This window comes from Liquorilactobacillus sicerae, from assembly GCF_029916425.1.
In the GTDB taxonomy this organism is placed as follows: domain Bacteria; phylum Bacillota; class Bacilli; order Lactobacillales; family Lactobacillaceae; genus Liquorilactobacillus; species Liquorilactobacillus sicerae.
Genome location: NZ_JAHAVQ010000018.1, coordinates 1 through 20,478 on the forward strand (window position 1 = coordinate 1; position 20,478 = coordinate 20,478).

18 protein-coding genes and 1 pseudogene are annotated in these 20,478 nt (G+C 40.1%); 4 read left to right on the forward strand and 15 right to left on the reverse strand.

Annotated elements, in window-relative coordinates; genetic code table 11:
• Positions 1–268: hypothetical protein (locus tag KH893_RS13225; protein WP_427860298.1), on the forward strand; the 268-nt coding region annotated here is incomplete at its 5' end.
• A gap of 537 nt (positions 269–805) precedes the next feature.
• Here KH893_RS13225 and KH893_RS10220 read toward each other — a convergent pair.
• The 6 genes from KH893_RS10220 to KH893_RS10245 form a co-directional block, all read right to left on the reverse strand.
• Positions 806–1,210, reverse strand: coding sequence for a DUF956 family protein (locus KH893_RS10220; RefSeq protein WP_281166028.1), 405 nt, complete (start codon positions 1,208–1,210; stop codon positions 806–808).
• Positions 1,211–1,306: 96 nt separating this feature from the next.
• Positions 1,307–2,221: a PTS system mannose/fructose/sorbose family transporter subunit IID gene (locus KH893_RS10225; RefSeq protein WP_281166029.1), complete on the reverse strand. Its 915-nt coding sequence runs from the start codon at positions 2,219–2,221 to the stop codon at positions 1,307–1,309.
• Between the two features lie 18 nt (positions 2,222–2,239).
• Complete coding sequence (locus KH893_RS10230; protein ID WP_281166030.1) at positions 2,240–3,052, reverse strand: PTS mannose/fructose/sorbose transporter subunit IIC; 813 nt, start codon at positions 3,050–3,052, stop codon at positions 2,240–2,242.
• 32 nt (positions 3,053–3,084) lie between these two features.
• On the reverse strand, positions 3,085–4,080 hold the full coding sequence (locus KH893_RS10235) for a PTS sugar transporter subunit IIB (protein ID WP_281166031.1): 996 nt from the start codon (positions 4,078–4,080) through the stop codon (positions 3,085–3,087).
• A gap of 110 nt (positions 4,081–4,190) precedes the next feature.
• On the reverse strand, positions 4,191–4,688 hold the full coding sequence (locus KH893_RS10240) for a PTS sugar transporter subunit IIB (RefSeq protein ID WP_281166032.1): 498 nt from the start codon (positions 4,686–4,688) through the stop codon (positions 4,191–4,193).
• A gap of 212 nt (positions 4,689–4,900) precedes the next feature.
• Positions 4,901–5,308 carry a PRD domain-containing protein gene (locus KH893_RS10245; RefSeq protein WP_281166033.1) on the reverse strand — a complete coding sequence of 136 codons (408 nt, stop codon included), beginning with the start codon at positions 5,306–5,308 and terminating at the stop codon, positions 4,901–4,903.
• A gap of 95 nt (positions 5,309–5,403) precedes the next feature.
• Between KH893_RS10245 and KH893_RS10250 the strand changes: the two genes are divergently transcribed.
• Entirely contained in the window at positions 5,404–6,261 is an 858-nt protein-coding gene (locus KH893_RS10250) for an NAD(P)-dependent oxidoreductase (RefSeq protein ID WP_281166034.1), read from the forward strand.
• A gap of 218 nt (positions 6,262–6,479) precedes the next feature.
• Here KH893_RS10250 and KH893_RS10255 read toward each other — a convergent pair whose 3' ends face one another.
• Positions 6,480–7,691: an NAD(P)/FAD-dependent oxidoreductase gene (locus KH893_RS10255; protein ID WP_281166035.1), complete on the reverse strand. Its 1,212-nt coding sequence runs from the start codon at positions 7,689–7,691 to the stop codon at positions 6,480–6,482.
• Positions 7,692–7,713: 22 nt separating this feature from the next.
• Positions 7,714–8,619, reverse strand: a complete 906-nt coding sequence (locus KH893_RS10260) for a prenyltransferase (protein WP_281166059.1) — start codon at positions 8,617–8,619, stop codon at positions 7,714–7,716.
• Positions 8,620–8,738: 119 nt separating this feature from the next.
• Here KH893_RS10260 and KH893_RS10265 point away from each other — a divergent pair, with 119 nt between their 5' ends.
• Positions 8,739–9,722: a polyprenyl synthetase family protein gene (locus KH893_RS10265; protein ID WP_281166036.1), complete on the forward strand. Its 984-nt coding sequence runs from the start codon at positions 8,739–8,741 to the stop codon at positions 9,720–9,722.
• A gap of 68 nt (positions 9,723–9,790) precedes the next feature.
• Here KH893_RS10265 and cydC read toward each other — a convergent pair whose 3' ends face one another.
• From cydC to KH893_RS10300, 7 genes and pseudogenes are all read right to left on the reverse strand, one after another.
• Entirely contained in the window at positions 9,791–11,542 is a 1,752-nt protein-coding gene (gene cydC, locus KH893_RS10270) for a thiol reductant ABC exporter subunit CydC (protein WP_281166037.1), read from the reverse strand.
• A 2-nt stretch (positions 11,543–11,544) separates the two neighbouring features.
• Complete coding sequence (cydD, locus tag KH893_RS10275) at positions 11,545–13,260, reverse strand: thiol reductant ABC exporter subunit CydD (protein WP_281166038.1); 1,716 nt, start codon at positions 13,258–13,260, stop codon at positions 11,545–11,547.
• Between the two features lie 2 nt (positions 13,261–13,262).
• Entirely contained in the window at positions 13,263–14,282 is a 1,020-nt protein-coding gene (cydB, locus tag KH893_RS10280) for a cytochrome d ubiquinol oxidase subunit II (protein WP_281166039.1), read from the reverse strand.
• The gene (locus KH893_RS10285; protein WP_281166040.1) at positions 14,282–15,703 is read right to left on the reverse strand and encodes a cytochrome ubiquinol oxidase subunit I; all 1,422 of its coding nucleotides are present in this window, start codon (positions 15,701–15,703) and stop codon (positions 14,282–14,284) included. The genes cydB and KH893_RS10285 overlap by 1 nt, the downstream gene beginning before the upstream one ends.
• A 333-nt stretch (positions 15,704–16,036) precedes the next feature.
• On the reverse strand, positions 16,037–16,390 hold the full coding sequence (locus KH893_RS10290; protein WP_281166041.1) for a DUF1516 family protein: 354 nt from the start codon (positions 16,388–16,390) through the stop codon (positions 16,037–16,039).
• A 98-nt stretch (positions 16,391–16,488) separates the two neighbouring features.
• Complete coding sequence (locus KH893_RS10295; protein WP_281166042.1) at positions 16,489–17,325, reverse strand: alpha/beta hydrolase; 837 nt, start codon at positions 17,323–17,325, stop codon at positions 16,489–16,491.
• A 254-nt stretch (positions 17,326–17,579) separates the two neighbouring features.
• Positions 17,580–19,505: pseudogene (locus tag KH893_RS10300) on the reverse strand (PTS sugar transporter subunit IIABC).
• Positions 19,506–19,723: 218 nt separating this feature from the next.
• Between KH893_RS10300 and treR the strand changes: the two are divergent.
• A complete protein-coding gene (treR, locus tag KH893_RS10305) occupies positions 19,724–20,476 on the forward strand; it encodes a trehalose operon repressor (RefSeq protein WP_281166043.1) in 753 nt (250 codons plus the stop codon).
• Positions 20,477–20,478 lie beyond the last annotated feature (2 nt).

Consider the following 20,478-nt stretch of genomic DNA (forward strand, 5'->3'; position numbering starts at 1 on the left):
ACTCAACTTTTTAAAAGATGCAAGCATCAATCAAAAAGTCTCGTTCGACTTGCATGTATTAGGCACGCCGCCAGCGTTCGTCCTGAGCCAGGATCAAACTCTCATTTTAAAGTTTGTGACTCAAATTATTACTAGCGAATTGACTTCGCAAATGTTGTCCTTTTTCAAGGCCCTGCACATTTGTTTATCGAAACTTTGTTCAGTTTTCAAAGGTCTACTGGCTTACTGTCCACAGTCCTTCATTCAAAGAAGAAATGCTTTACTGTAACAGCAACGTTTTATATAATACCGTGAAACAGTTATAACGTCAAGTATAAATTCCAAAAAATCACTATTCAAAGCTTCTTTGATTTATTAATTTGCGAATATTATGAGCATTAATAAGCTAATCGTAAATAAAATGTAGAACTATTTTTTTAAAACAAATTGATCAATTCAAAACTGTGAATAAAAGACGAATTATAAAAAATGCTTTTTTCAAAAAAATTTATTGACTGACAATTGTAAAATATGGAAAAGAAGCCATGACTTTTTAAGTCAATCTGCTTCATTGAATATTTACGCAATTCTCCTATAGAAAAACTTCTTCTATATATAGAAATAAATCATTCACCTTACTTTTGCTAAAATCTTTCCTGCAATTGTGCAAAACCCTTCTGTCCAACAATCACTCCGCCATTAATCATCCGCCTTCCTATATGTATATGACAGGTTTTTCAGTCACCAGTAAAAACAATTAATTTTAAAAAACAATATAAAAAAATGATCATCGTGGCAAAAGCCAAAATGATCAGTGCACTGTTACTTATTTTTTCCTGTTATTTTTCTTCCTTTGTTCAAATTCTATTTTCATATTTCCCAAACCGCGGCCGATAATCTGCTTGGAGGTCAGCGCGCGGAACATCTTATTTGGTCCAAGATGATCCCGCATAGCTCGTAAAACTTTTTTTGGCTGTTTGGATGCAAACATAAATTGACCATTTCTTTTAGTATTGATTGCATAACGAGGAATCCACTTGCCTTTGAGTAAAACCGACGCTTCAACGTAATCAATCTCTGTCCAGGGAATTTGAATATATTTATTTTTGTCACGCGAATTATAAAATTCAAAAGCATTGTTGCCAACCATTACTTGACCATACTCGCTTAATCCCATAAAAGATGTCGCATCAGCAACCAAATCGACTTTCGTATTGAGCGACTGTACCATTTTCTTCCCTCCTCACCAGAATCTTTAGTTTAATTATAAAACAAAAGAACAGCCTTATCCAAGATAAATAAGGCTGCCCGCAAACTTGACCAAATATTAAAGCAAACCGATAACGTGTCCCACAACACCTACAACAAAGAGACTTAAAATAATTACGATCGGTGAAACTTTCTTCTTTAGTAACCACATGCACAGGAAGGTCAACAGCAAACCTGCTAAGCCTGGAATCAAAGAATCCAAGTTATCCTGTAAAGTCTTAGTTTGATAGCTGGTCAGAGATAAACCATTTTGATATTCAGTAAATGCTTTAGCCAACCCTGAATGAGTCAATGGAATCTTATCCCAATCAATATAAGCACCAGAACTTAACTTAACCTTTGAAACAACAGGTACAAAGCTAATACTTACCCACCGTTCAACCAAAGCTGCCAAAACAAACATACCCATCATTGAAGCAACACTTGTTACATCATGCAGCAAACCACCGGAAAGGTCATCGGTGATTTTTGAACCCGTACGATAACCAAATTCCTGAGTATACCACATAAATGCCCACCGAATCGCATTCCAAAGCACGAAGAATAAAATTGGTCCTAAAATATTGCCGCTGATTGCTAAGGAAGCACCTAAAGCACCTAAAATTGGCCGAACAGTATACCAGAAGACTGGATCACCAACACCAGCCAGCGGGCCCATCATACCAACTTTCACACCTTGAATCGCAACATCATCAACTTCAGCACCATTTGCCCGTTCCTCTTCCAATGCTAGCGTAACACCGATAACTGGTGAAGCTAAGTATGGATGAGTATTAAAGAATTCAAGATGGCGTTTTAAAGCTGCTGCACGATCTTCTTTTTTAGGATAAAGTTTTTTAATTGCTGGGATCAAAGCATAGCACCAGCCACCATTTTGCATACGTTCGTAGTTCCATGAGCCTTGAATGAAAGTTGAACGCCAAGCAACGGCTAACCGATCCTTTTTGGTCAATTGAATCTTGTTTTCTGCCATTTTCTATTCCTCCCTCTCTTAATAGTCGTTTAGAATGTCATCTAGCGAATCGCCGCCGTTGCCGCCATTTCCGCCGTTGCCGCCATTATTATTTTCAGCTTTCTTTGTTAAAGTCAGGTACATCAAAGAAAGCGCTAATCCCAAAGCACCAATTGCAATCAAAGTTAAATCGGTAATTGTGGCAACTACGAAGCCAATTGCAAAGAATGGCCATACTTCGCGGCTAGCCATCATGTTGATAACCATTGCATACCCAACGGCAACAACCATGCCGCCACCAATTTTCATACCATCATTTAACCAATCAGGCATTGCATTTAAAGCAGCTCTAACACTTGCAGTTGGAATGAACATCATAGCAGCTGCTGGAAGTGCAATTCTTAATCCTTGCATACCGATCGCAATAACTTGCCAAAAATCAATCTTACGATAATCTCCTTTTTCAGCTGCTGCATCCATAAAGTGAATAATCGGAACAGCTAAAGTACGTGCAATCATGGTTAAGAATAAACCAGCTACAGCCAATGGGACAGCCACCGCAACGGCTGTGCCAACACCTTTAGAGCCTTGACCACCTAAAACTAAAATAATAGCTGAAGCAACTGCGGCCAATGCAGCATCAGGAGCAACTGCGGCACCAATGTTAGCCCAACCTAAAGCAATCATTTGTAATTGACCACCTAGGATAACACATGGTATCAACTGGCCAGTAACTAGCCCGATCAATGTACATGCAACTAATGGTTGATGAAATTGAAATTCATCCAAAATACCTTCCATCCCCGCAAAGAATGCGACGATGACAACTAGAATAATCGATATTGCAGACATGTTAATCCTCCTTTTTTTAGCTCGGTCAACAATTAGCTATTTTTAGCTATTTCTGACTTAGCTTTATTAAGCAATTCATCCATATTCTCGCCTGAATCATTTGGAACCTTACGAACATCAAACTTGATTCCCTTGGCTTTTAATTCTTCAAAAGTATCAACATCGGTCTGATCCATTGAAAGAACTTTGTTGACAACCACTTTGCCAACTGAATGCGCCATTGAGCCGATATTCAATTCCTTAATATCAACGCCACCTTTGATGGCCCGTAAAGCATCCTCAGGGTTTTCAAATAACAGTAACGCTTTAGTATTACCAAAACGTGGATCCTTGGCAATTTCAATTAGTTTCTTAATTGGAATAACATTTGCTTTGATAGAAGGCGGAGCAGCTTGAACAATCAGCTTCTTGCGCAAATCATCATGTGCAACGTTATCAGAAACAACAATAATTCGAGTTGGTTGAACCGTCTTCGACCAGGCAGTTGCAACTTGCCCGTGCAACAGACGTGAATCGATTCGAGCTAAAACATATTTGATCTTGCCATCGCCAACAACCGTTCCTGGAGCTAAACGACCATTCCCTTTTCTGCCGCCGTTTCCTTTAACTGCCGCTTTAGGTTTTGGCTGCAGTGACTCTGGTTTAACTTTCACTCCATCTTTAGCAGTTTCAATAATATGAGCCGCAATTTCATGAGCTGAGTTCATCGACATCCGAGATGCATATGCTTCGATCACCATTGGCAGATTCATGCCGGCAACAAGAGCCCATTTGTCTTTATGAGCTTCTAATAAATTGTTTGCCTGATTAAATGGTGTCCCGCCCCATAAGTCGATTAAGAATAACACTTGATCTTGATCTTCAAATGATGCAATCGCCTTTTCCATTTTGGCTCTAACATCATTTGGGCCCTCATTTGGCATCAAGGTTACGGCTGCAACATCTTTTTGTTCGCCAAAAATCATTGAGCCGGATTGATAGATGCCATCTGCAAAGCCGCCGTGACTTGCTAGGATAATTCCTACCATCTCTAATACCTCCTAAAAATTTATTCCCTTGAATCTATCAAGCTCTAAGGGTTGTAAAGTGCTGCTTTACTTTGTTCAAAAACAGCTGCTGTTCACCACCTTTCAATTAATTAAACCAGCTTTTTATCTTGCAAAGCTTTCCAGAGATCTTTGGAGTTATCACCAGAAACTTTGCGAACATCCAGCTCGATTCCTAGTCGATGCATCCAAATAAAAGCCATCACATCTTTTTTGCTGACGGCAATCGTATCTGTTACCATCATCCGATCATTGTCAAAGCTTAAAGCCCCAATGTTGACTTTTTTGACTTTGATACCACCTGAAATCAAACGCATCGCATCAACTGGGTTTTCGACTAGAATCAAGACTTGCAAAAAATCGAACCGTGGATCTCGATAAATGCTGATCATCTTAAAAACCGGGATAACGTTGACCTTGATGCCTGGCGGAGCCGCTTGAAATAACAGTGTTCGCCTGATACGATCATGGGCAGCGCTATCAGAAACAACTAAGATTCGATTGACTTTAGTTACCTTCGCCCAATTAGTTGTGACCTGGCCATGCAACAAACGGCTATCAATTCTAAATAAGCGGATATCCATTGGCATTTTCATCACCTAAACCCTAGTATCAAAAATGAAAAAGAAATAATTGAACAACAGCCTTCTAACATAACACTCAATTAAAAAGCACTTCACCCTTTTTATAAGCAAACTTCATGCCAACTTTTGTGTATCGCTTACAAAGCCTTTATTGCCGTACTTTAAATAAAATTTAAAAAACGACACACTATTTTTAAATAGTGTGTCGTTTTTCTGTGTCAGTGTTTTTGCATTTCTGTGTCAAAAAGTTCATAAATATAATATGTTTCCGCAGTTTCTAATTTCAAATTCAAAGTTTCTTGCAAAATATCATTGGCCTGCTCAATAATTTTAAAGGAGGGCCTCTTTATCACTTCTGCCAATTGTTGAGGATCGACCTTCATCTGTGAATTAGTTAGGCAACGTTCAATTGCTCCTGCTAAGTGCATAATTAAACTGATTCGAAATGAATTATCCATCTCCAGCTGCTGACGATGATCAATGAAATCACAGTAGCTTTCAAGGATCTTAACAATTTTGGTTGGATTAATAAAAGTAAAATACTGACTAAGATACTGTTCAGCTAGTTTTTCGCTTTCCTCAGCTGATAACTTCCACTGAAAAATAATTAAATTCCAGTTTAGCAAGCCGCTTGAGTTTACACCAATCACGTCAGCCAGTATTATGAAAACGAGGATACCCTTTTATTTTTAGATTTCGTTTTCAGAAAGGAAGGATCTACTTGAAAATTGGTTTTATTGGAACCGGCGTTATGGGGGCAGCAATCGCTGAAAATTTGTTGAAAGACGGACAGCAACTAGCCGTCTACAACCGGACTAAAAGCAAGACTGATCAGTTAGTCGCTGATGGGGCAGTTTGGTGTGATAGCCCGGCACAAGTTGCTAAAACTAGCAATGTTGTCTTTACAATGGTCGGTTTTCCACAAGATGTCGAAGAAGTTTATTTTGGCGAACAAGGGATCTTCAAAACTTTAACTCCCGGATCAGCAGTTGTTGATATGACGACCAGCAAACCTTCGCTAGCAGCTAAAATTGGTCAATATGCTGCTGAGCATGATTTTGCTGCTTTGGATGCCCCAGTTTCTGGTGGTGATATTGGAGCCAAGCAAGCAACGCTAACAATTATGGTTGGTGGCTCAAAAGCCGCTTACGAACGCTTACTGCCGCTTTTTAAGATTATTGGTCAAACTACGACTTATTTTGGCCCGGCTGGTGCTGGACAACACGCTAAGATGGCAAATCAAATCATGATTGCCGGAACGATGACTGGTTTGACAGAAATGCTGCTCTATACCCGTAAAGCCGGCCTAGATGAACAAAAGGTGTTGACGGCTTTGTCAAATGGCGGTGCTGACAATTGGAGCATGGAAAATTATGTCCCACGGATTTTAAAAAATGATTACACTCCCGGATTTTTTGCCCGCCATTTCTTAAAGGATCTGCGGATCGCTTTAGAAGAAGCTGATAAAATGGGCTTGGATCTGCGAGCAACCGAAAATGCTAAGCGTCTATACGAAATCATGGTCGACGTCAAAGGACTCGGCAATCAGGGCACTCAAGGTTTAATCAACATTTATTGATCACTATAAATTTGCTAAAGCAGCTACTCAAGTTTAAAAACTTGGCGCTGCTTTTTATTAACAACTTTTTCACAATTTGGCAGCTCCAGCAAACTAATGTTAACAATAAAAATGCTTAATAGCTAAAGATTAGATTGACATTTTGCAAAGTAATGAGCAAAATATAGTTATTAAAAAGCCTTGACTGCTTGAATAGTCAAAGCTTTTAATAATTAAGCCTAATGGTATAAGTCAAAGCGACCCTTGGCAAGCATTTCTTTCAAACCGCCAGTTGCCAGCAATGATTTATCCATGATCGCTTTTTTCACAAATGAAGCCGGATAACCCTTGATTGCCGTTTTGCCGACTAATCCAAACGCATGAGTATTACCGATCGATGCAACTGAGCCAGCTGATTCAAACGTAAATTTGCCGCCTTTTTCTCCTTTAAGCTGAGCTGACAAGTTTTTAGCGGCTTGATCACCCATTTTTAAAGCAATTTGTGCCGTTGTCGGATACGGCCGATTGTTTTGGGCATTCATTACTGCTGAAACATCCCCGATAATATAGACATTGCTGTAGTCTGGATCAGTCAGATCATCAGTAACCATGACCCGACCCCGGCGCTGCTTGAAACCGGATGCTTCCATTACCTGGCTGCCACTGACACCTGTTGTCCAAATGATCGTCTTGGCAGTTAAGTCCTTGGTAGCACCGGTTTCTTTGTCCTCTTGGTAAACGACCGTATCTGGCTTAATGGCTTTGATCGGTTTACCAGTTAAAAACTTCACGCCCCAATTTTTCAAATGCGAAATCCCATAATCAGCCAGCTCTTCAGCAAACATTGGCAGTAAACGAGTAACAGCTTCCACACAATAAAATTCCAATTCTTGTGGCTCAACCCCGGCAATTGAAGCTAAATGACGACGAGCATCGCATAAAGCACCTAATAATTCGATACCTGTAAAACCGGCACCACAAACTACCACCCGCAAACTAGCTGGATTATGGGTGTGCGTGTAATCCTTCATTTGGCTGACTAAATGCTGATAGACCTGTTCAGCTGTTTCAACATCAACCATTTGTAAAGCATGTTCTTCCACCCCTGGGATGCCAAATGACTCTGAGCGAAAACCCAAAGAAATGATCAGATAATCATAATGCAATTTTTGACTATTTTTTAGAACAACTTCCTGGCGATCACGATCAATTTTTTCAACAGTTGCCTGGACAAAAGTCGTGACTGATGGATTAATCACATCTTTGATCGCATAAGTGATCTTTTCTCTGGTTTGGGTTCCAGCAGCCACCTCGTGCAAATCAGTTGATTCGTAATGATAATCGTTGCGATCAACTAATGTAATATGAAAACCGCTGTTGCTTTGGACTTGCAGGCGATGCAATGCCCGCAAGCCAGCATATCCAGCACCTAAAATAACTACTTCCTTCAACTTTTCCATCTCCTTACAATATTTAAACAAACGGCATAAATACTAGATAAAATAGTGCTTGACTGGCGGCACCGATAGCTAAGATCTTAACGGCACAAATGAACGTTTCCTTTTTGACCTGTTTTTTTAGAAAAAGCCGAACCTGACTAATAATAAACGGCAAAACCAGCAAGGCCAAAAGGACTGTCCATGGTGCAATTTTGATTGCCACCGCTGCAACCAGGCTAATCACCGCCATTATATTCATTATAACAAATAAATGTAGTGCACGTCTCTTTCCAAGATAGTGAACTAAAGTATATCGTTGATTGCTTTCATCTTCATCCAGATCACAGATATTATTAGCTAGCATCAAGTTTGAGATCCACAACGTATTGGGCAGTGAAATTAATAAGATCCGGCCTAAATTTGCCCAATCCCAACTGAACATTTGATAGGTATTGATATAAACACAGATCAAAGTGATCATCAACCCCATCGTTGGTCCGGAAAATAATTCACCTAATGGCAGGCTTGATAACGGCCGCGGACCAGATGAATAAAAGATTCCGACCAAATAACAAAAAACTCCCATGATCAGTAACGGCCAACCCACGATGGTGACGATCCATAAACCAAGGCCAGCTGAGATCACAATCATGCCGACCATCATCCAAAAGACCTGACGCAATGATAAATTCTCACGGCCGATAATATTGGTTTTTTGCCGATAATTATTCGTATCAACCGCATGATGATAATCGTTATAATTGTCCATGATATCAACGGACATATTAAAAACAAACATGGCGACAAAAAAGGCCGTCAATAACCCTGGATGAACGGATCGATAATTGAACCAGCTAAAACATGCTCCTAAAATAAATGGTAAAACGCTAGCTGTTTTCGCCTTGATTTCGACGAGCTCCATAAATATCGGGAGCGTCATTTTATTTGACATCTTATCTACCTCCAACTTTATTCTTTCCGCTATTTTAAAAAATGTGGTTTAATAATATTTAGAGATTACCCAGCAACTAATTGTTGGCACAGGAAAGGATTTAAATCATGTTAGATTTATGGAAACATTACCCTAAAATTGCTAAGCAGCTGAATGATGTTCGTTCGCTGATGCATCAATTATTATCTTCAGGCAACCCAGCGATCCAAGCACTGCTTAACGACTGTGCCCAACAACAAGGAAAAATGTTGCGTCCTGGATTATTTCTAGTATTTGCGCAATTAGGCCAGCCAGATATCCGGCGTTCGAAAAAACTGACCAAAGTAGCCGCTTCACTTGAAATCTTGCATCAAGCGACGTTAATTCATGACGATATTATCGATGATTCACCACTGCGGCATGGAACGATCACGATCCAAGCCAAATATGGCAAAGATACTGCTGTTTATGCTGGTGATCTATTGTTCACTATCTTCTTTGAACTTTTGATTGAAACCATGAACGGTACCCCTTATCTGAAGATCAATTCCGATACGATGCGACACTTGCTACATGGTGAATTGAACCAGATGGCTGCTCGTTTTCAGCAACAGCAGCCGATCAGCAACTACCTAGCCAATATCAAAGGCAAGACTGCTGCCTTATTCCGCTTAGCCTGTATGGAAGGAGCTTATTTTGGCGGTTTGAACCAGCCAAAAATGGTAGCTCTTGCAGCTCAAATTGGAGAAAATATTGGAATTGCTTTTCAAATTTACGACGATATCCTTGATTATTCAAGTTCAACAGCAACTTTAAAAAAGCCTATCTTGGAAGATGTCGCTCAGGGTGTCTATACTTTACCGCTGTTGCTAGCCTATCAACAAAAACCTGCTGAATTTGATCAGCTGTTAGCTAAGAAACGACAGATTTCAAAATCAGAGATCAAACAAATCAGCCAGCTAGTCAAAAAATATCACGGAGTTAAACAAGCTAAGGAATTGGCTTGGAACTACACTCAACAAGCCATTCAACAGATCAAACAGCTGCCAGATGGAAAAGCGGCCGAAGAACTCCAACAATTAGCTGAAAAATTATTAAAACGAACTTTTTAAGATTATCTTCAAGCACTGGAAAAGCAGCTAGCTTTTTCAGTGCTTTTTTACGCTTGTTCCACTGTTTTTCAAGCCCCGTGATCGATGGCCAGCAATTTTTGATAATGCTGATTATGAGCTGCCAATTCTTGTGGCGAACCGCTCATCTGCAGGTGGCCATCTTCAATAAAGACTACCTGATCCATTAAGGATAAGCCTTGCAAATGGTGGGTAATCCAAATCAAGGTTTGCTCACCCAGCTGCTGATTGATCGTTTCGATCAGTTCTTGCTCGGTAATTGGGTCCAAACTAACTGTCGGTTCATCTAAAATGACAATCGGGACATTTTGCAGCAGAATCCGGGCTAAAGCCAATCGATGCCGCTCACCGCCGGAAAAACGCAGGCCGGCTTCGTCAACTTCTGTCTCCAGCCCAGCCGGCAGCTTAGCAACCAACTGTTTAAGACCTACTCGCTCCAAAGCATCCCACAGCTGCCGATCAGTCGCCTGTTCATTCGCTAAACGCAAATTATTGCTTAAAGTCGTATGAAATAAATACGGTGACTGATGCAGCACACCAATATACCGGTTGATTTCTGGGTTCAACTGCCAAGTTGCTAGACCATTTAAAGTTACTTGACCAGCTGTTGGTTTAAGGTCGCCGCGCAATAAATGAGCTAAAGTTGTTTTTCCAGAACCGCTCCGGCCGAGAATCGCCAGCCGTTCACCAGGTTTGATCGTTAAATTCAAGCCCGCCAGTGCTTTTTGTGCAGTTGCTGGGTATTGATAGTCCAACTGCTGAACTTCAAGTGTCAATGGCCCCTTGAGCGTTGGCAAAGTCTGATGATGCATTGAAAGCTGGTTGCTTTCTGTTAAAGTTAGCTGATTTAACCGTTGGAGTGAATCTTGATAAATATTCGTCTCCTCGGCCGCCTGACTTAAAGGAGCAAAGGCATCAGCTAATGGAAAAATTGCTAAGACGAAAGCTGCGATCCAATTAGCAGCTCCCCCATGACTGCCGGGAAAGCGAAAACTGGTCCAGACTAACAAAACGACTGTCAGCAAACCGAAGACCACTTGAACCAAAAAATCGCGTCGATGGTCAAATTTTTGAATTGCTCGACGGACATAGGCTAAATGCCGTTCATTTGCCAAATGTGCCGTTAAATATTCTTTCGTCCGCTGACTGAAGATCCAATCAGAAACTCCGAGAACATTATCTGTTAGCTCAGTATACAGCTGATTTCTTAAAACCTTCTGCTGTTCTTGGCGGGCTGCATTTGCCAGCAGCGACCAAAGTGGGAAAACAAAAATGATAATTGCAAATAATAATAACATGACCAGTCCAAACCACCAAGAAAACCAGCCTAAGCCGATAATGATAAAAGCATATAAACTCCAGGCAGTGATCGTGGGAAAAACCGTCCGCAAATATAGGTTTTCTAAATGATCGATATCATTGGATAATAGCCCTAAAATATCTCCCGTTTGATGATGACTCTTAAAAAAGACCGCATCTTTTTCTAATGTTTGGTACAGTTTCAAGCGCAAACGCGATGTCAGGCGTAAGACCCAGTTATGACTGGTCAGCCGTTCAGCGTAACGAAAGACTGGCCGACCAATTCCAAAAGCCCGCGTCAAGACGATCGGAACATAAATAATCAGGATGTTTTCCGGTAAAGCAGCTGCCCGACTGATCAAATAACCGGAATTAAACATCAAGGCGGCCGCACAGAAGTAAGTCATAAAGCCCAAAAACAGTGCTAGAATCAATGAACGGCGATACTTTTTCAAAAATGGCCGTACCCAGCTGTCACGTTTAAAAAGTTTAAAAATACGCATGATCAGACACTCCTTAATGAACGACTTAACTGAACAAATGCACCGTTTTGCTGTTGCAGCTGAGCCAGCGTCCCTTGCTCGACAATCCTTCCTTGGTCAATAACCAAGATCCAATCCATTTCCTGCATCCAATGTAAGCGATGAGTTGCAAAAAACACTAAATGATTCGCCATCAACGGCAACATCCGCTCTTTCAATTCAACTTCGGTTTCAATATCCAAATGAGCAGTTGGTTCATCAAACAAAAGCACTTTCCGACTTTGATCAAGAAAAGCTCGGGCTAAAGCAATCCGTTGCGCTTGACCACCACTTAGTGCGCGGGCGCCTTCGCCAATTTGCGTATCCAAACCTGCTGGCAACTGAGCCACTAGTTTTTCTAAACCGACAACTTTGACCGCTTGCTCAACTTGAGCTGCGGTTGCCTGTGGTTGATAAAAAGCAATATTGTCGCGTAACGAGGACCGAAAAATATATGGATTTTGTGGAATATAAATCAACTGTCGCTGCCAATCAGGTTGAGCAAAAGATGTTAGCAACTGGCCAGCAATTTTAATTTGAGCTGTCTGCGGTTTTAAAAAGCCACCCAAAAGATTGATCAAAGTCGATTTACCAGAACCGCTTAAACCAATGATCCCGATTTTTTGAAAGCCAGTTGCTTGAAAACTCAACTGCTGGACAGATCTTGACTGCTGCGGATAAGCAAAATCCAGCTTAGTGACCATCAAATGGCTTTGATCATTCCAAGCCGGCAATGAAGTTTTCGTTGTCGCAGCTGGTTTGATGGCTAAAATCTGACTGATTGCTGTTAAAGCATTCTTGCCATCCAAGGTCGCATGATAATCATTTGAGAAATCCCGAATCGGCAAAAAATATTCGGGACTCAAAGTTAAAATCGTCAATGCTGGAAACAAAAGGATCGTCCCAGCAACTAAGCGAATTCCTAACAAAACAGCAACCACCGCAATCGATAGGGTTGTAAAGAAATCTAATGCAAAAGTTGATAAGATCGCAACTTTCAACGTGCTCATTGTCGCTCGGCGAAACCGCTCGCTAGTTTTAAAAATACTGCGAGCATAACGCTTGCTTAATCCCAAATATTTTAAAGTATCAATCCCGCGCAATGAATCGACAAAGTGATTCGACAATAGCTGATAGGTATGATACTGACGATCAGCTTTGGCTTGAGCGGCATAACCCAAGACGATCATAAAAATTACGATCAATGGATAAATAATCAGCAAAAAAACACCTGAACGCCAGTCCAAGTACCAAATAACTGCCAAAATCAACCAGGGAACGATCATCATGGTTGTTGCTTTAGATAGGATCAGCCGCAGATATTTTTCTACTTGATCGACGCCTTCTAGAGCCATCGTCGTCATATTACCGGTCCCTTGGCTTTGAATCAACTGCGGTCCTTGTTCAAAGGTTTTGCTCAGTAATTCCTGCCGCAAACGTTGTGCTTGCTGACGCGAATAACTGTCCAGCAAATCCTCTTTGATCCATAAAATCAAATGCCGCAACAAATAGCACATCACAAACAGGCCGATCCACTGCCACTGTTTGCTTAGCGTTTGACCAGCCCATAAATCAGTAATTGCTTTAGCTAAAAAACAAGCCTGCCCCAAAATTGAAGCGGCTTGCAAACAGGCTAAACCCAAAAGCAACACTAACACCGGCCGAATTCGCGGAAAATTCAGTAATTTTTTATCAATCATAATTAATACCCAGAGCCCGTTTCCGGACGGTGACTGATCCGTTCATGGAAAATATAGTAAGTCCAGCCAATGTAAGCCAAGACAAACGGCAAGAAAACGCAAACTACGATTGTCATAACTTTCAACGTATACGGACTAGAAGATGCTGTCGAAATCAACAGGTCATATTTTGGACTGATCGAACTGATCATGACCCGTGGGAATAACCCCGTAAATAAAAGTGCCACTAAAGCGACAAAAGTCAAACCACTAGCTAAGAAAGCCGCCATTTCCTTTGATTTAATTACACTTAAATGAGCTCCAACCGTCAATAAAACGATCAAAACCAACAGCCCCAAAGTCGCGACAAAATGGACTGTGAAGAAATCCGTCTTGAAATATAATAAAATGGCAAAGACAACTAGACCAGCATACAGGATCCAATAAAACATACTGGCTTGATTTTTTGCCCGTTGCCGAATCGGACCAGTTGTCTTCAAAGCAATGTAGTTTAAACCGTGCAAGTAGCTCATTAAAGTAACTGCAACGCCGCCAACGACGGAGAACCAATTAATGTAATCAGTAAATGAAGCGGTCATATTGCCTTTAGCATCAATTGGCATTCCTTGAATCATACTGATAAAAACCACTCCGAAGAAAAACGGCACGATCAAACTGCCTAAGGCCAAAGTTGCACCCCAGAAGCCTTTTTTATGATCTAATGATTGAGCCTTAAACTCAAATGAAACCCCACGGATAATCAAACCAACTAAAATGATAAAGAACAGCAGATAATAGCCACTAAATAGAGCTGAGTACCAAAATGGGAATGAGGCAAACATCGCCCCGCCAGCCGTGATCAACCAAACTTCATTGCCATCCCAAATTGGACCAATTGTGGCAATCAGCTGATCTTTTTCCTGCTCATTAACAGCCAAGCCTTTCGTTGCCATCCCAACTCCAAAATCAAATCCTTCAAGAAAGAAGAAACCTGCAAATAAGACTCCGATCAGTAAAAACCAAATAAATTGTAAAGGGCTCATTATTCGAACGCCTCCTTGTCAAATGGATCAACCTTGTCTGCCCGGCGATCTTTTTCAGCTTGTTGTTCATCATAGCCTGGTCCTTTTTTCAAAACTACCCGAACTAAAGAAATCATCGTTGCTGCCAAGAATGTAAATAGCAAAAAGTAAACAATATTTGAAGTTAGCAACGAGCCAACGGAAACATTTGGCGAAACACTTTCTGGGATAGTGAATAAGCCGTAAACCGTCCATGGATAACGACCTAGCTCAGTTACTAACCAACCAGCCGTATTTGCCAAAAATGGTGCAAAGGTACATAAACCAACGATCCATAACATCCAACGGTGTTCATATAAAATTGGTTTCTTTTTGCGCGTCAAAAACAAGCCTAATGCGGAAACCAGCAACATTAAAACCCCAAAGCCTGCCATGATTCTAAAACTCCAAAACAATGTATTAACTGGTGGATAATAATTATTCTGCTTGCCATATTTCTTTTCTAGCTGAGCGTTAATTTCATTCATCCCTTTGACTGCTCCGGAAGTGCGACCATAAGCTAAAATACTTAACATATCCGGAATATCCAAACTGAAGTCATTTTTATGCTCTTTTTCATTTGACCAATCGATTACTGCCCAGGAAGCATGCTTGCCACTCGTATTGTAAAGTCCCTCAGTTGCAGCGAATTTCATTGGCTGTTCATTGATCAGATATTTCATCTGCTGATCACCAGCAAAAATTACCAATACTGAACCAATCAAAGCTAACAACAAGCCTAAGCGCAATGACTTTCGGTAAAAATGGGTCTCCTTAGCTGTTTTGCTTAATAACTGAAAAGCCGCCAACCCAGCAATAATGATTCCTCCAGTAACGATTGTGCCGGAAATAACATGGCCAAATTCATACCAGAGTTGTGGATTTTTTAATAAAGCACTAAAACTCGTCATAACAGCATGACCGTTTTTGATTGTATAACCTGTCGGATGCTGCATGAAACTGTTAGCTGTCAAGATCCACAAAGCCGAGATCACTGAAGCAAAAGTTACCAACCAAATAAAGGTCACGTGCAATTTTGGCCCAACCTTTTCCCAAGTAAACATCCATAAACCCAAGAAAGTTGATTCCATAAAGAAAGCCAGCAATGCTTCAATCGCCAACGGTGCCCCAAAAATATCCCCCATAAATCTTGAATAATCAGACCAGTTCATCCCAAATTGAAACTCTTGGATGATCCCAGTAACAACCCCAACGGCAAAGGTCAATAAAAAAATATTCCCCCAAAACTTTGCCATTCGGAGATACTCTTTCTTTTTAGTTACAACATAGGTCGTTTCCATAATGGCAACAGCAAGCGCGGTTCCAATTGAAAATGGTACAAAGAAAAAATGGAAGACCGTGGTCATTGCAAACTGAAAGCGTGCCAATGAAACGATACTCATGCAGATCTCCTCCTTTATAATTGCTTTTTGTCTCTTGAAAACAGCCATTGTTTTCTTCAACAACAAATAAATAAATAATTGAATTTACCATCCTTAATATACTCCACCTTAGTGAAAAATCCAATAAGCTTAATAAATAAAGATTGTGAAAAACATAATTTTTATTGCACTAATTAAATAGCTGATTACTCGATCCTTTTGGCGTGAACCATTATAGTTATCCGCTTTCAGTACTTTTTCATGTTTATTTATTAATTACAAAAACCAAGAAGACTCAATTATTTACTTACTTTTAATGCATAAGGATTCACAAGCTATTAAAAAATAATTTTTCTAAACTAGACTTATTAAGGGATAACCTTCTGATAACATTAAACCAAAAGCGCCCAACGCAATCACTACCACTAAAATCAATCCTCGACTAAGAAGCGAAAGCTGTTTAACACGTTTAAAAAGAATTTCACAAATACCGATCACTGCTAACGCCACTAACACCTTCAAAACAGCCAACACCGGCGATTTTGACCAAGCATAGCTAAACAACATCATTCCACTAATAATGGCGATTAAATAATCAACTCGAGCTGTCATTACAACGGCTTTTATCGCTTTGTTTTTAACAACTGTGAGCAAAATTACGACCAGCAAGACCACCGCTGCTAACAAATGAAGCCATAACCAAAACATAAACGTTCCTCCAATTAGGTAAGTTCAAATCCATAAAAAAGTGTACCTTGTCTGCAAACACAATTCAAACAAAGTACACTTATGTTTTATTTTAAATTCTAAGAAGCTTTCCATAAAAACTGGTTAATCAAACGACTGACTTTAAGATTATGGTGTAAGCGACTGTGTTGGGCTGATGCTCCAGAAATTTTAATTTGCTGATAGCTTTTAGCACGATGTTGCAATAAATATTTTAGAGAACGAGCTGAAACTGTGCTAACACGTCCATCAGAGTTACTTCCATTATTCAAATTCCCATAGATATTCATCACTCTCGTCTGGTCAAATGAATAACGATCGCGATGAGTTAAAAAGTAATGATAAAAAAAGCTAAGTCTCGTCGGTAAACCATTTTTTTGTAAACGATTATTTAAAAAACTATACCCATCAATATTAGATCCATCAAATGGACCTGCGATATCAACCTGATGCTTAAGTTTAAGTCCTGACAAACGTTTGTCTCCCAGTAAATAATACATCAGATCTAAGTTTCCCATCGAGTGAGCTACAACGTTATATTTATGAAAATGATATTTTCGTTGCAAACGATGTAAAGCATCCGCTAACCAATCTGCATCTTGATGATAATTTCGATCTCGATTATCAACAAAATCAACTTCAACAATTGGATTACGACTATTTCTTCGCCAGGTAGCCGAATGTTGCAACAATACCTTTCCTGTTGGCAAAACATTAGCTCGAACTACTGAATCAGTGACCCCAGCTTGTTTCGCTTTTCGAACAAAAAAAAGTTCCGCTCGATAGCTGCTGCCATAACCATGCAAGAAAAATGTTGGGGTTTGTGTTCGATTGTTGCTTTGGCTCCCCTTTGTCCATCCCACCATGGTCACACCTAAAATAACCAAAACAACCCATAAACCGTAATATTTTTTCATCCAGCCCACTCCCTTGAGCTTATTTTCGCCTAGAATACCATAATTTCTATAAGAATCAATCGCTGAAGGTTTAAAAAATCATTAAGGTTACTAAAGGTTTACTTAAAAATTTAAAGTTCCGTTAAAGACGCTAGTCATCAGCAGATGCTTGGTCGTAAAAATTTTTAAATCCTAAAAATAAAAAAATACCGTTTCACTTGAGAACGTCTTTGTTCCTTCTTTGTGAAACAGTACAATTTTAATAATTTTTTCAACTAAGCTTTCGCTGGATTCTTTTTCTTTTCAACTTTTTGGCCCATAGCCATCTTGTCATTATAACCCCAGAACCAAGTTACCAAGAAACTGACTACGATTGCTGCCAAACTTGATAATAAGAAAGCATAGAAGCTGGTCAAATTAGTTGGATTCTTCGGATCAAAGAAAGATGAAAAGCCAATCAACGATCCAGTAAAACCAAACATATTGCCATGCATTAAACCCGTAATGAAACCACTGGCGGCTGAACCAATCAAACCAGAAACAAAGACACGTCGATAACGCAAGTTTACACCGTAAATCGCGGGTTCTGTTACCCCACAAAAAGCTGAAATTGCTGCCGCAAAACCAAGTTCTTTCAATTCGCTTTTATGTGACTTGATTGCAACCGCTAGAACTGCAGCTCCTTGTGAAACCATAGTACCGGAAATGATCGCATTCAACGCACTTTCACCACTACCGGAAATTTGTTGAGCAACCAACGGAACAACACCCCAGTGCAAACCAAAAATTACTAAGACCTGATAGAAACCACCAATTACTAAACCACCAAGTCAACCAGAAACGCTAACCAACCAATTAATAAAATCGGCAATTCCGTTCGCAGCTCCTTGAATAACTGGACCGGTAATCACTAAAGTAATTGCACTGACAATCAAGATTGTCAATAATGGATTAAAAATCATCTGTAGATAACTTGGTAAAATCTTTTTAAACCAATCACCAATTTTTTTAGCTAGCCAAGCTGCCAAGATCATTGGAAAAATTGAATAGGTATATTTCAAGAACTGGAAGTCAAAACCACCAATTGAGAACATCGTTTTAAAGGCTGTGCCCCAAGTAACAATCTGCGGATAAGTTAAAACACCTCCGATAACAGCTGCAACGATTGGATCCCCGCCTAAATAACGAGCAGCTGCAAAGCCCACCATGATCGGCAAGAAATAAAAGGCTGAGTCCGCCATAGCACTAACAGTAAGATAAACAGTACTCTTAGCGTTTAAAATTGCACCAAGCTGGGGAAGCGTTAATAATGCCAAAATACCTTTAATAATCCCAGAAGCCGCAATTACGCCAATTACAGGTGTCATTGACCCAGTGATCAAGCCAATCAATTGATTGACGGCACGAACAAATCCATTACCAGCTTGTGTTTCAGTGCTAGCAGCTGTTTCATTAGCGACACCATCACTTAACTTGGCTGCAAATTCAGGTCCTAATTCAGCAACAACGGCATCATAAACATTGGTTACTTCATTGCCGATAACAACTTGATATTGACCGGAAGCTTTGATAACATCGATCACGCCTTTCGTGTTTTTCAAAGCTTCATCATTGGCCTGTCCTTCATCTTTCAAATAAAAACGCAATCGGGTAATGCAGTGGATCAAGTTGTTGACGTTTTTTTCACCTCCAACATCTTGAATAATTGTTTTGGCTAATTCTGAATAATCCTTTTTTGCCATGTTTGATCACTCCTTTTCATGAATGAGAGCTGCTACTGACTGGCCAACGCTGACCTGCTGCTCAGCAATTGGTTGCAGTTCGATCGCTTGATCAGCTGAATTGGTAATTACTAAAATCACTGTCGTTTGCAGACCAGCTGCCTTAATTGCCTCTAGATCCATTGCCATTAACTGCTGACCAAGTTTGATTTTTTGACCTTTTTTAACATAAATTTCAAACGGTTTACCATTCAAACCAACTGTATCGATCCCCAAGTGCAGCAAAACATCCAAACCATCAGTCGTTTTGATTCCCAATGCATGTTTGGTCTCAGCAACCATAGAAATCTCACCAGCTACCGGAGCACTAATTTCCCCGGTGGCTGGTTCAATTCCCAAACCTTTCCCCATTGCTCCTCCGGAAAAAACCGCATCTTGGACCTTGCTCAGTGAAATCAACTCCCCATTGACTGGAGACATTAATTCTGTTGTTGGAACACTTTTTTTCTTGAAGCCAAACAAACTAATCACTCCTTTTAAGCGTTTTCAAATTTCGCTATTATCTTACAACTTGTCTATACATCTGTCAAACTATTTGAAAAATACTTTTAAAATACAATGTTGCTCCATGCACTTGTTTGTCTATACAATAATGCTATAATAGTTTTTAGAAAACGATTTCCAAGGAAGTGAGCTATATGCAACCAGCCAATAAACAAAATATGATTGCTCAAGATATTGCTTCAAAAATCCATCATGAGATCTATGCACCGAAAACTTTTTTACCGAGCGAACACCAGCTTTGTGAATTATATGGAACTTCGCGTGAAACGATTCGCAAAGCCTTAGATCAGCTAACAGAATTAGGACTAATTCAAAAAATCAAGGGCCGTGGTTCTTTAGTCTTAGACATTCAACGTTACACCTTCCCAATTTCCGGGATCACCAGCTTCAAAGAACTAAACGCCGCTTTGGGAATGCATGCTTGCACTAAGGTTTTACATTTAAAGAAAACAATCTTACCTCCTCAACTGATCACTGAAGAAACTGGCAAAAAGCAGGCGGCCTTTTTCGTCGAACGCTTACGGCTGATTGACCAGCAACCGGCTGTTTTAGATCGTGATTATTTATTGTCACCGCCAATCAGCGAGTTGCCTAAATCTGCTGCAGCTGATTCAATCTATGCTTATTTAGAAGGAAAATTAGGCTTGCAGATTTCCTATGCCACCAAAGAGATTACCGTCGAAAAAGCTGACTCGATCGTTGCTAAAAAACTAGCCTTGCCGGCTGATGGTCTCGTCGTCGTTGTTCGCAGCCACAGTTATTTAGAAGATACGACTTTATTTCAGATCACAGCGTCATTTCACCGGCCAGATAAATTCAAATTCATAGACTTTGCTCGTCGCAAAAAGATCTTATTACATCCAACAACCGTGAAAAAGGAGATTTAAAT